The organism is Pseudomonas sp. MS01C9 (assembly GCF_058202755.1).
This window is the reverse complement of record NZ_CM177073.1, coordinates 2,953,392-2,965,920: the sequence shown is the minus strand read 5'-3', so window position 1 is coordinate 2,965,920 and position 12,529 is coordinate 2,953,392. Positions and strand designations below refer to the sequence as shown.

The 12,529-nt window shown below is 62.7% G+C and carries 10 protein-coding genes; 7 read left to right on the top strand and 3 right to left on the bottom strand.

The window, feature by feature from the left end; all coding sequences use genetic code 11:
• Window positions 1-22 precede the first annotated feature (22 nt).
• Window positions 23-1,729 carry a ShlB/FhaC/HecB family hemolysin secretion/activation protein gene (locus AC1M7R_RS13545; RefSeq protein WP_490610458.1) on the bottom strand — a complete coding sequence of 569 codons (1,707 nt, stop codon included), beginning with the start codon at window positions 1,727-1,729 and terminating at the stop codon, window positions 23-25.
• Between the two features lie 256 nt (window positions 1,730-1,985).
• On the opposite strand from AC1M7R_RS13545, the gene AC1M7R_RS13540 reads away from it, so the two are divergent.
• Genes AC1M7R_RS13540 through selO form a run of 3 tightly spaced genes read left to right on the top strand, consistent with a single transcriptional unit; the run spans window position 1,986 to window position 8,624 of the window.
• Window positions 1,986-3,728, top strand: coding sequence for a potassium/proton antiporter (locus AC1M7R_RS13540; protein WP_072398015.1), 1,743 nt, complete (start codon window positions 1,986-1,988; stop codon window positions 3,726-3,728).
• A 34-nt stretch (window positions 3,729-3,762) separates the two neighbouring features.
• The gene (mscK, locus tag AC1M7R_RS13535) at window positions 3,763-7,125 is read left to right on the top strand and encodes a mechanosensitive channel MscK (protein WP_072431650.1); all 3,363 of its coding nucleotides are present in this window, start codon (window positions 3,763-3,765) and stop codon (window positions 7,123-7,125) included.
• A 35-nt stretch (window positions 7,126-7,160) separates the two neighbouring features.
• Window positions 7,161-8,624 (top strand): protein adenylyltransferase SelO, encoded by a 1,464-nt coding sequence (gene selO / locus AC1M7R_RS13530; protein WP_490610457.1) that lies wholly within the window; start codon window positions 7,161-7,163, stop codon window positions 8,622-8,624.
• Window positions 8,625-8,705: 81 nt separating this feature from the next.
• On the opposite strand, the gene AC1M7R_RS13525 is transcribed toward selO, so the two are convergent.
• Window positions 8,706-8,984, bottom strand: coding sequence for a hypothetical protein (locus AC1M7R_RS13525; RefSeq protein ID WP_092181599.1), 279 nt, complete (start codon window positions 8,982-8,984; stop codon window positions 8,706-8,708).
• Window positions 8,985-9,131: 147 nt separating this feature from the next.
• Between AC1M7R_RS13525 and trxC the strand changes: the two genes are divergently transcribed.
• The gene (gene trxC, locus AC1M7R_RS13520; RefSeq protein WP_072398012.1) at window positions 9,132-9,566 is read left to right on the top strand and encodes a thioredoxin TrxC; all 435 of its coding nucleotides are present in this window, start codon (window positions 9,132-9,134) and stop codon (window positions 9,564-9,566) included.
• An 87-nt stretch (window positions 9,567-9,653) separates the two neighbouring features.
• Here trxC and AC1M7R_RS13515 read toward each other — a convergent pair whose 3' ends face one another.
• A complete protein-coding gene (locus AC1M7R_RS13515) occupies window positions 9,654-10,424 on the bottom strand; it encodes a ParA family protein (RefSeq protein WP_072398011.1) in 771 nt (256 codons plus the stop codon).
• Window positions 10,425-10,771: 347 nt separating this feature from the next.
• Here AC1M7R_RS13515 and AC1M7R_RS13510 point away from each other — a divergent pair, with 347 nt between their 5' ends.
• From AC1M7R_RS13510 to AC1M7R_RS13500, 3 genes are read left to right on the top strand one after another with little or no spacing between them, the layout of a single operon-like run.
• A complete protein-coding gene (locus AC1M7R_RS13510; protein ID WP_072459081.1) occupies window positions 10,772-11,500 on the top strand; it encodes a beta-ketoacyl synthase chain length factor in 729 nt (242 codons plus the stop codon).
• A complete protein-coding gene (locus AC1M7R_RS13505) occupies window positions 11,476-12,285 on the top strand; it encodes a lysophospholipid acyltransferase family protein (protein WP_072398009.1) in 810 nt (269 codons plus the stop codon). Before AC1M7R_RS13510 ends, AC1M7R_RS13505 begins: the two co-directional genes overlap by 25 nt.
• On the top strand, window positions 12,266-12,523 hold the full coding sequence (locus AC1M7R_RS13500) for a phosphopantetheine-binding protein (RefSeq protein ID WP_072398008.1): 258 nt from the start codon (window positions 12,266-12,268) through the stop codon (window positions 12,521-12,523). The genes AC1M7R_RS13505 and AC1M7R_RS13500 overlap by 20 nt, the downstream gene beginning before the upstream one ends.
• Window positions 12,524-12,529 lie beyond the last annotated feature (6 nt).

The window sequence follows — 12,529 nt, the reverse complement described above, 5'->3', positions numbered from 1 at the left end:
TCAGGTCTCGTTGCAGCAGAAATTAGAGGAAAACATCCAGGCGCAAGTAGATCGGCGCTTCGCGCTCGGTCAGGGCATCCGGACGCTCCAGGGAATGGGCGAAGGTCACGCTGGCGCTCAGGTGTTCGCCGCGGGCGAACAGCTCCAGCGAGTGGCTGGACATGCGCCCATGCTCGTCGCCGTTGTAGCGGGTCCCGGTGATCACCCCCTGGTCGTAACCCAGGCTGGTGCCGTACTCGGCGAACACCGGGCGCAGCCACTCCAGGGCGACCGGGCGGCTCCAGCGCAGGTCGTTGCGCCAGTAACCGCCGCTGTCGCCGGCCAGCGACTGGTCCTTGTAACCCCGGATCGACGATTGCCCGCCCAGGCTCATGCGCTGCGGGCTGAACAGCACGTCTTCGCTGCGCTGCCCGGTCATCAGGCTGCTGAAGCTGAAGGACTCGCCCCAGAGCTGGAAGGGTTGCAGGTAGCTGAGGGTGGCGGTGTATTTGCGGTAGCGCGCGTCGGGCTGGCCGGGGCGTGGATTATCGTCGCCCTGGGCATCGAAGGCACCGATGCCTTGCTGCAGGCCCAGGTCCAGGTTGACGAAGGCACTGCCGACTCGCCGTCCGTGGTTGATGCCGAACTGCGCTTCACTCAGGCGATGGCTGCTCACGGCGAGCTTGCTGTCTTCGATGAAGTTGCTGGTGCGCAGATAAGCCAGGCCGGTGTTGAGGGACGTCTTGCTCATCGCGTCACGATGGACCACCCGCTCGACCCGCACCTGGTGGTTCTGGCTGTCGCCGGTCTGCTTGAAATTGAACCCGTCGACCGTGCCCCGCGAGCGGTATTCGCTCTGGCTATAGGTGTAGCTGACGTTCCACCAGCCAAATGGCAGGTTGTAATACAGCATGGCATTGCGCGAAGTGCGTTGATGATCGCTGACGGCATCGTGACCGCCGCGCAAGGACAATTGATCGGCCAGCCCCAAGGGGCTGTCCCAATCCAGGGACGTGCCCCATTGCTGTTCGCCCGTGCTCCGCTGGCCGTCGTTGTGCCGCGACAACCCGACGCGCCAGGGTTTTTGCGGGGTGTTCTGCACCAGCACTTCACTGCCGCCGACATGCTGCCCGGGCATCAGCTCCATCTGCGCCTGGTTCGATGGCAGGCGGTTGAGCTGGTCCACCATCTGCTCGATCTCCCGCAGGTTGACCAAGTCGCCGACCTTGCCGGGAAACGCCATCGCCAGTTCACCTTCCGAGAGCCGGCTGTTTTCGGCGCCCTTCAAGCCCTCGAGGCGCCCCTCCACCACCAGCACCTGCAAGTGACCGTCGGACAGATCCTGCTGCGGCAGGTAGGCACGACTGGTGACCAGGCCTTTCTCGATGTAGCGGTCGGTGATGACCTTGAGCAGTTCGTTGAGCTGCGGCACGCCCAGGCATTGGCCGATGTAGGGCGCCAACAGGCGCTCGCGCTCAGCGGAGGAAAGGCTGTCGGCGCCCTTGAGCTCGATGGTGCGGATGGGGAAGCAGCGGGTATCGACCGGCGCCGTCGGCTGGGCCGGCTTCGCCTCCTGGCCGGGCAGGTTCTTCAGATCCTCTAGGCGCCGGCGCTGTTCTTCGAGCAAACGGTTCTGGCGTTCGCGGATCAGGTCGGTGTCACCGGGGGTGGGGGCAGCGTGAGCGGGGGGCAGCGGAGAAAGGCACAGCAAAGCCAAGCACAACCTCGCCCAACGGGCGGGTGAGAGCATGTTCGATCCCTCGAATAAAACGGCGTCCAAAAATAGCGGCGCGATGCTAGGGAGCGTCATTTGCGCCGTCAATTAAATATTTGTCTCCAGCGTTATTCCGAGAACCCGTTATCCAGAATCAGACGCATCGGTCCGTGCCCTCGGCCCGGCCCGCAAAACCTTTTTGACAGCATCGTATTTCAACAGGTTAGAATCGCTGGCACGCAGGCTGCATGGTCAGCCTGTGCCCGTCTTTCAGTTTTCCGGAGTACTGCCTTTGACTGCGACGACCATCAACAGCCTGTTCTTGATCGGCGCGTTGCTGGTAGGTGCAAGCATTCTGGTCAGCTCCCTTTCGTCCCGCCTGGGTATCCCCATCCTGGTGATCATCCTGGCCGTGGGCATGGTTGCCGGGGTCGACGGCGCCGGAATTCTCTTCGATAACTACGCCACGGCCTATCTGGTGGGCAACCTTGCGCTGGCGGTGATCCTGCTGGACGGTGGCTTGCGTACCCGGGTCTCCAGTTTCCGGGTGGCCTTGTGGCCGGCGCTGTCGCTGGCGACGGTCGGCGTGCTGATCACCACGGGCCTGACCGGCCTGGCGGCGGCGTGGCTGTTTGACCTTAACCTGATCCAGGGCCTGCTGATCGGCGCCATCGTCGGCTCCACCGACGCCGCGGCGGTGTTCTCGTTGCTGGGGGGCAAGGGCCTGAACGAACGGGTCAGCGCCACCCTGGAGATCGAATCCGGCAGCAACGACCCCATGGCCGTGTTCCTGACCGTCACCCTGATCGGCATGCTCGCCAGTGGTGAAACCGGCCTGCACTGGAGCCTGCTCGGGCATCTGGTGCGCGAGTTCGGCATCGGCGCGGTGATCGGCCTGGGTGGTGGCTGGCTGATGTTGCAGCTGGTGAACCGCATCAACCTGGCCAACGGCCTCTACCCAATCCTGGTGATCAGCGGTGGCCTGGCCATCTTCGCCCTGACCAACACCCTGCACGGCAGTGGTTTCCTGGCGGTGTACCTGTGCGGCCTGGTGCTGGGCAACCGCCCGGTGCGCAGCCGCCACGGCATCCTGCATATGCTCGACGGCATGGCCTGGCTGGCGCAGATCGGCATGTTCCTGGTACTGGGATTGCTGGTCACACCCCACGACCTGCTGCCGATCGCCTTGCCGGCCCTGGGCCTGGCACTGTGGATGATCCTGTTGGCACGGCCGCTGTCGGTCATGGTGGGCCTGATGCCGTTCCGGGCCTTTCATGGCCGCGAAAAAGCCTTCATTTCCTGGGTCGGCCTGCGCGGCGCGGTCCCGATCATCCTGGCGGTCTTCCCGTTGATGGCCGGCCTGCCTCACGCCCAGCTCTATTTCAACCTGGCGTTCTTTATCGTACTGGTGTCCTTGCTGGTGCAGGGCACCAGCCTGCCCTGGGTCGCCAAACTGCTGCATGTCACCGTCCCGCCGGAGCCGCTGCCGATCTCCCGGGCCGCGCTGGAAGTGCACGTCACCAGCGAATGGGAGCTGTTCATCTATCGCCTGGGCGCGGAGAAATGGTGCATCGGTTCCCCCCTCCGGGACCTGAAAATGCCCGATGGAACACGTATCGCGGCCTTGTTTCGCGGCCAGCAACTGCTCCATCCGTCGGGTAGTACGGTGCTTGAAACCGACGACCTGCTCTGCGTCATCGGCCATGAACATGACCTGCCGGCCCTCGGAAAACTGTTCAGCCAGGCGCCACAACGGGGCCTGGATCTGCGCTTCTTCGGCGACTTCGTTCTGGAGGGAGACGCCCAGCTGGCTGCGGTTGCGGCGCTGTACGGATTGAAGCTCGACGGTATCGATCCGGACATGTCCCTGGGCCGCTTCATTGCCCAGAAGGTCGGTGGTGCTCCAGTGGTCGGCGACCAGGTGGAGTGGAACAACACCTTGTGGACTGTCGCGGCCATGGACGGGAACAAGATCGGCAAAGTGGGCGTCAGATTCCCCGAAGGAAGTCGCCCGGGTCCCGGCTTGTTCCTCTAAACTGCTCCCTTTCTTATTTGCTTGACCGGTCTCTATGCCTACCCTGCGCTCTTTTTTCGCCATTGCCCTGCTGGGCCTGAGTCTTTCCATCTGCACGCTGCAAGCCGCCGAACCGCCCACCAGCGAATCGGTTCAGGCCAGCCTGGACAAGATCGCCGACCGCAAACTGCCGGAAGCCGACCAGAAGGCTTTGCAAGCGGTGCTGCAAGGCACCCTGGCCCAACTCGCCAGCAAGGCCGAGTACGAGCAGAAACTGCAGGCACTCAAGCAGCAGTTGGCCAACGCCCCCAAGCAGAACATTGAAAACCAGCGTGAACTGACGCGACTCAAGAGCACACCTGTGGTGCCCGTGGCACAGCGTTACGCGAACCTGCCGATTCCCCAGCTCGAACAGATGCTGACGGATCGCTCCACCCAGCAGAGCGACTTGCAAAAGGCCCTCGCCGATGCCAACAGCCTGATCATCACCGCACAGACCCGGCCCGAACGGGCCCAGGCCGAAATTGCCAACAGCCAGACTCGCATCCAACAGATCAACGCCATTCTCAAGACGGGAAGAGACGCTGGAAAAACCCTCAGCAGTGAACAGCGCGACCAGCTCAACGCCGAACTGGCGGCCCTCAACGCGCTGATCCCGCTACGGCGCCAGGAGCTGGCCGGCAACAGCCAGCTGCAGGACCTGGGCAACGGCCAGCACGACTTGCTGATGGAAAAGATCGCCCGCATGGAGCAGGAGATCCAGGACCTGCAGAACCTGATCAGCCAGAAGCGCCTGGCCCAGTCCCAGGAAACGGTGACCCAGCAATCCATCGAAGCGCAGAAAGCCGGCGGCAGCAGCCTGCTGGCCACCGAAAGCGCGGCCAACCTCAAGCTTTCGGACTATCTGCTCAAAAGCACCGACCGCCTCAACGAAGTGACCCAGCAGAACCTGCAGACCAAGCAACTGCTGGACAGCGTCACCCAGACCGACGCGGCCCTGGACGAACAGATCAGCGTACTCAAGGGCAGCCTCCTGCTTTCCAAGATCCTCTATAAACAACGCCAGACCCTGCCGCGCCTGCAACTGGACCAGAACCTGGCCGACCAGATCGCCGACATCCGCCTGTATCAGTTCGAAGTCAGCCAGCAACGCGAGCTACTGAACAATCCGAGCGCCTACGTCGACAGCCTGCTGGCATCGCAACCGGCGGAACAGGTTACGCCGCAGTTGCGCAAGACCCTGCTGGACCTGGCACTGACCCGGATCGACCTGCTGGAACGCTTGAGCCGCGAACTGAGCGCCGTGCTCAACGAATCCATTACGTTGCAGCTCAACCAGAAGCAACTGCTCAGCACCGCGCAAAACCTGCGGGCGACCCTCGAAGAACAGATGTTCTGGATCCCCAGCAACAAGCCACTGGATCTTGAATGGTTGCGTGGCGTGCCAAGCCGCCTGGAAAAACAGGTGGACTCGCTGCCCTGGGCCTCGAGTCTCAGTGAGCTGGCCGATGGCCTGACCCAGCGCCCACTGCTGTTCCTGCCCCTGGCGCTGCTGATCGGTGCGCTGCTGTGGCGACGCAAGAATCTTTATGCCCGGCTGAACAAGGTTCACCAGGACGTTGGCCACTTCAAGCGCGACAGCCAGTGGCATACGCCCCAGGCGATCCTGATCAACATCCTGCTGGCGATGCCGGTGGCCCTGGCGCTGGCGCTCTGTGGCTATGCCTTGCAGATCGACGCCCGCGGCCAGAACGCCAACCTCGGTGCCGCGCTGTTGCAGATCGGCCAGGCCTGGCTGGTGTTCTACACCGCCTATCGCATACTGGCCCCCGGTGGCGTGGCCGAGCTGCATTTCCGCTGGGAGAAACCCCAGGTCGAATTTCTCCAGGGCTGGATCCGTCGCCTCGGGCTGGTGGTGCTGGCGCTGGTGGCCGTGGTGGCCGTGGCCGAGCTGCAACCTTCGACCCTGGCCGACGACGTACTGGGCATGCCGGTGGTGCTCACCTGCTACGCCCTGATGGCCTGGTTGCTCAGCCGCCTGCTGCTGAGCAGCCCGACCCATCGCAACACCTCTCTGTTCCGCAAGGCGGTCGGGGTGGTGTTCACCGCTTTGCCCATCGCCCTGTTCGTGGCCGTGTGCTTTGGCTACTACTACACCGCGCTGAAACTCAGCGACCGGCTGATCAACACCCTTTACCTGCTGATGTTCTGGCTGGTGATCGAGGCGACCTTCGTGCGGGGCCTGTCCGTCGCGGCCCGGCGCCTGGCCTACCAGCGAGCCCTGGCCAAGCGTCAGGCAGCCAAGGAAGCCGGCGATGGCGAGGCGGTGGTCGAAGAGCCGACCCTGGACATCGAGAAAGTCAACGAACAGTCCCTGCGCCTGATCCGACTGGCACTGCTGGGTGGCTTCATCGCCGCACTGTACTGGGTCTGGTCGGACCTGATCAGCGTGTTCTCGTACCTGGACAACATCACCCTCTACGAATACACCAGCGGCACGGGCGTCAACATGAGCATGGTGCCCATCAGCATCGGCGACATGCTCGGCGCGCTGATCATCATCGGCATCACTTTCGCGCTGGCGCGCAACCTGCCGGGCCTGCTGGAAGTGTTCGTGCTGTCGAAGCTGAACCTGGCCCAGGGCAGCGCCTATGCCACCACCACGCTGCTGTCCTATGTGATCGCCGGCGTCGGCTTCGTCACCACCCTGTCCACCCTGGGCGTGAGCTGGGACAAATTGCAATGGCTGGTGGCGGCGCTGTCGGTAGGCCTGGGCTTCGGCATGCAGGAAATCTTCGCCAACTTCATATCCGGGATCATGATCCTGTTCGAGCGTCCGGTGCGAATCGGCGACACCATCACCATCGGCAACCTGTCGGGTACGGTGAGCAAGATCCGAATCCGCGCGACCACCATCACCGACTTCGACCGCAAGGACATCATCGTCCCGAACAAGACCTTCATCACCGGGCAACTGATCAACTGGTCGCTGACCGACACCGTTACCCGGGTGACCCTGAAACTGGGCGTGGACTACGGCTCCGACCTGGACCGGGTGCGCGAACTGCTGCTCAAGGCTGCCCGGGAGAACCCGCGGGTGCTGAAGGAGCCGGAACCGATCGTGTACTTCCTGAACTTCGGCGAGAGCACCCTCGATCATGAACTGCGCATGCATGTGCGCGACCTCGGTGACCGCAACCCGGTACTGGACGAGATCAACCGCTTCATCAACCGTGAGTTCAAGAAGGAGCACATCAACATCTCCTTCCGGCAGATGGAAATCTACCTGAAGAACCTTCACGGCCAGGAATACAAGCTGGTACCCGCCGAGCCGGACAAGAAAACCATCCCGCCGGTGCCCTCGGCCGTAGCCAGCATCAAGCCGGTGCAAGAGCCGCCGCAAGAAACACTCGACTGATGTGCGATGCCCAAGGCATCGCGCCGGAGACGGCCATGAAAACGCTGGAAACGTTGACCTTCGATAACCGCTTCGCCCGCCTGGGCGACGGTTTCTCGGCCCATGTACTGCCCGAGCCCATCGACAACCCACGACTGGTGGTGGCCAGCCCGGCGGCCATGGCGCTGCTGGACCTGGATCCGGCCGAAGCCCACACGCCGTTGTTCGCCGAGCTGTTCGGCGGGCACAAGCTATGGGCCGAGACCGAGCCTCGGGCGATGGTCTATTCCGGGCACCAGTTCGGCCACTACAACCCGCAACTGGGGGACGGCCGTGGATTGTTGCTGACAGAGGTGTACAACGAAGCCGGCCAGCACTGGGACTTGCACCTCAAGGGGGCCGGCCAGACGCCGTTTTCACGGATGGGCGATGGACGGGCGGTCCTGCGCTCGTCGATCCGCGAATTCCTCGCCTCGGAAGCGCTGCACGCTTTGGGCATTCCCACCACGCGCGCCTTGTGCGTAATCGGTTCGGACACCCCGGTCTGGCGCGAAAAGCAGGAACGCGCCGCCATGGTATTGCGCATGGCGCCAAGCCACGTGCGCTTCGGCCACTTCGAATACTTCTACTACACCAAGAAACCGGAGCTGCAGGCGACCCTCGCCGAGCATGTGCTCAACCTGCACTTTCCCGAGTGCCGCGAGCAGCCGGAGCCGTACCTGGCGATGTTCCGCGAAATCGTCGAGCGCAACGCCGAACTGATTGCCAAATGGCAGGCCTATGGCTTCTGCCACGGAGTGATGAACACCGACAACATGTCGATCCTGGGCATCACCTTCGACTTCGGGCCGTTCGCCTTCCTCGATGACTTCGATGCCAATTTCATCTGTAACCACTCCGATGACCAGGGCCGCTATTCATTCAGCAACCAGGTGCCCATCGGCCAATGGAACCTCAGCGCCCTGGCCCAGGCCCTGACGCCCTTCATCAGCGTCGAAGCCCTGCGTGAGACCCTGGGCCTGTACCTGCCACTTTTCCAGGCCCATTACCTGGACCTGATGCGTCGCCGCCTCGGCCTGACCCGCGCCGAAGACGACGACCAGAAACTGGTGGAACGCCTCCTTCAGCTGATGCAGAACAGTGGCGTCGACTACAGTCTGTTCTTCCGCCGCCTGGGCGAAGAGTCTGCGGAGCAGGCCGTCGCCAGGCTGCGGGACGACTTCATCGATCTCAAGGGCTTCGATGCCTGGGGCAGGCTCTACGTCGAGCGGGTCAGCCGTGAAGGCCCTGTCGACCAGGGTCAGCGCCGCAGCCGGATGCACGCCGTCAACCCGCTGTATGTACTGCGCAACTACCTGGCACAGAACGCCATTGACGCGGCCGAGTCAGGCGACTACACCGAAGTGCGCCGCCTGCACACCGTGCTGGCCAACCCGTTCGAGGAACAACCGGGCATGGACAGCTACGCGCAACGCCCGCCGGAATGGGGCAAGCACCTGGAAATCAGCTGCTCGTCGTGACGCGGCTCCATGGCTGAGGAGCCGTTCCTTCGCCATGAGAATCCATGCAATCAACATGTTTATCTGGATGCCCTTCAGCGCTCACCCCACCTTGTCGTTGCCCTGCTCGGGGGTTTCGATGCCCGGCTCGGTCTCGGCGCCTTCCTTGTCGGACGGTTCGGTCGATGGCTTTTTCTCGGGATAGCCCGGCATGCCGCAGGCGTCTTCCGGGGTGAGCTCGTCCCGATCGTGGCGACGATCGGTTGCATAGGCGGGAGCGGCGTTCGGGTCTTCGTCGCGACCGGCCGTGCCGAGCACGAAGCCGTCGTCGTTGGGGTTGTCCGGTGCGTGGGCGAAGGCTTGATCTTTCGTAAGGCTCATGGGACCTCCATGGGTTGCGAACAGATACGTTGTGGTGTTTTTGAGGTCCAGGCGCGACATCAGTGCGACGCACCTGATGAATGGCAACCTTGATAAACCGCCCCGGCGGCACCAGATCAGGCTCATGATCGTTTTCTGGAGCCCGCCATGCCTGACCCGATGCTGATTCCTTGCCCCCACTGCAACGGCCTCAATCGCCTACCCGCCGACCGCCTGGCAGACCGGCCCAAATGCGGGCGCTGCAAGGCCCAGGTGCTGCTGGACGAACCGTTCGAACTCAAAGAGGGTGACTATGCCAGCCAGATCAAGGGTGACCTGCCATTGCTGGTGGACGTGTGGGCACACTGGTGCGGGCCATGCAAATCATTCGCGCCGGTGTTCCAGCAGGCTGCCGCGCAACTGACCGGCAAATGCCGACTGGCCAAGCTCGACAGCGAAGCCTACCCGCAACTGTCGGCACAGCTGGGGATTCGCTCGATTCCCAGCCTGATCCTGTTCAAGGATGGCCGGGAAGTCGCACGTCAGAGCGGGGCGCTGCCCTTGCCCCAGTTGATGAGCTGGTTGCGCAGCCAGGGCATCTAAACCCCACGATCATTGTGGGAACCTTGCTCGCGCAAGCGGTTTGGCGAGCAACCCTGCCCACACCGGGACTCGTATGAGCCCGGTCAGTCAGGCGTTTTCAAGCAGTCCGTGCAGTTCTACAAACTGCTGGGTCAACTTGTGCCGCGGGTCCAGGTGGATCAGCGGCAGGCTCGCCTGGTGGGATTCGCGCATGCGTACCGAGCTGCTCAGGTACACCGGCAGCACGGGCAAGCCTTCGGCGATCAGTTCGTCAAGCATCTGCTGCGGCAGGCTGGCACGGGCCTGGAACTGATTGACCACGATGCCTTCGATCTCCAGGCCGTCGTTGTGGTCCTCCTTGAGTTCTTCGATTTCCGCCAGCAGGCCATACAACGCCTGGCGGGAGAAGCTGTCGCAATCGAAGGGGATCAGCACGCGGTCGGCGGCGATCAGTGCCGAAACCGCGTAGAAGTTCAGGGCGGGCGGGGTGTCCAGGTAGATTCGGTCGTAGTCTTCGTCCAGCTCTTCGAGCAGTTTGCGCAGTTTGTTGATCTTGTGTTTCGCCTCCAGCTTGGGCTGCAGGTCCGTCAGCTCGGCGGTGGCGGTGATCACGTGGAGGTTGTCGAAGGGCGTTTCGTAGATGTCGACCTTGTTCTTTTTCGAGAAAGGCCCGGATGACAGGGTCTGCTTGAAGAAGTCGGCAATGCCCATGGGAATGTCATCGCCCGTAAGGCCGGTGAGGTACTGAGTGGAATTGGCCTGGGCATCCAGGTCCACCAACAGCGTGCGATACCCCTCGCTGGCGCTGACCGCCGCCAGATTGCAGGCGATGCTGGACTTGCCTACGCCACCTTTCTGATTGAACACCACGCGCCGCATGTCAAAACCTCCGTGTATCAAAGATTCCCGAGTGTAGTAGGGCAAGACCCCGCTTCGCTACCTTCGGTATGGATGGACTACAGCGTTAGTGGCTTTTTCCGAAAAGGGAACGTCAATTCGCGCAGAATCTTACGGAAGTTACCGACAGACAGGCTCGTGAGAATCGCGACAATGACAGGCCTGTGCCGGGAGGGACCGTCAAATCCCCCCTAGCGCACCAACGTAACCATTATTTGCTACAAGCCAACCGCACCGGGATAATGCGCGCCACTTGGGTCGCAAGATCATGCAGGGTTGGACGCGGGTCAAACCACTGAACCGTGACAATAAAAGCCCGCAGGGGTGGGATGAATTCTGTGATCGATTTCAACATCGCCCAATGGCGCGCCTGGGCCCCAGGGCTCGAAAGCGTGGACGACTGGCAGGCGTGGAGCCGACAGCCGGTCATGCTGCCCCCAGGCGACGGCGCCCCTGACGTCTCGTTCCTGCCGGCCATGCAGCGTCGGCGACTCAGCCGCCTGGCGCGGATGGCCTTCAGTGTCGGCTGGCCCCTGGCGGAAGGCCGGCCGGACCTGCCGTTGGTCTTTATTTCCCGCCACGGTGAAACCCCACGCACTTTTGAGATTCTCAAGGACCTGGCAGCCGACCAACCGCTGTCGCCGACCCAGTTCAGCCTGTCGGTGCACAACGCAGTGATCGGCCTATGGTCGATCATGCGCGGCGAAACCAGCGAAATGACGGCCCTGGCCGCCACCGGCGACGGGCTGGAACATGGCGTACTGGAAGCCGCCGCGCTGTTGAACGAAGGCGCACCGGCGGTATTGCTGGTCATTGCCGAAGAACAACCGCCGCAGGTGTATACGCCCTGGGTGGACGACGTGCCCTTTCCCTATGCGGTAGGGCTTTTGCTAACCCCGGGCGAAGACTGGCAACTGACCCTGTCCACCCCGCAGACCCAACCGCAAGGCAGCGAATGGCCCCATGCCCTGAACCTGGTGCGTACGCTGCTGAACAACGAAACCACTTGCCAACATGCCTGGAAGAATCGCGTATGGACCTGGCAACGCAACCGGTGACCGGTAAACATCGCGACGCCTACTACTGGCGTCTGCTCGCAACCGCGGCCAGCTTTACCCTGTTCGGGTTGGGCGGTCTGTGTCTGCGCTTGCTGGTGTTTCCGTTGCTGGCCTGCTGGCCCGGCGACGCCCAGGCTCATCGGCAACGGGCGCGGCGCACGGTCGGACGGCTGTTCTGGTTCTTCATTCGCTTCATGGCCCGCACCGGCGTGCTCACCTACCGCATCGACGGTGCGGAAAAGCTCGGCCGTCCCGGCCAGATGATCATTGCCAACCACCCTTCGCTGATCGACGTGGTGTTCCTGATCGGGCTGGTGCGCGATGCCAACTGCGTGGTCAAGCAAAGCCTGTGGGACAACCCCTTCACCCGCGGCCCGTTGCGCTCGACCCAATACATCAGCAACGACGGCAGCATGGACATGCTCGATGCCGCCAGCGACGCCCTGAAGGATGGCCAGACCCTGATCGTGTTCCCCGAAGGCACGCGAACCCAGCCAGGCCAGGCGCCGGCCTTTCATCGGGGCGCAGCGGCCATCGCCCTGCGGGGTGCGAAAATCCTTACACCCGTGACGATCAAGGTCAGCCCCACCACCCTGACCAAGGCCGAACCCTGGTATCGCATCCCCCAGCGCCGTGTGCACTTCAGTTTCCATGTGGGGGCCGATATAGATCCACAGGCATTCGCCACGCTCGGTCCTCCACCCCAGGCTTCGCGCAGGCTCAACGATTTCTTGCATCACTATTACATCAAGGAGCTCGCCGAAGATGAGCGATCTGCACCGTGACATCAAACAGCTGATCATCGACGCCCTCGGCCTTGAGGACATCAGTGTCGACGATATCGGCGATCACCAGACCCTGTTCGGTGAAGGCCTGGGCCTGGACTCGGTGGATGCCCTGGAGCTTGGCCTGGCGATCCAGAAAAGGTGGGGCATCAAGATCGATGCCGACGCCAAGGACACCCGCAACCATTTCAGCAACGTGGCAAGCCTTGCTGCCTTCGTCACCGCAAAAAGCGCTTGAGACCGG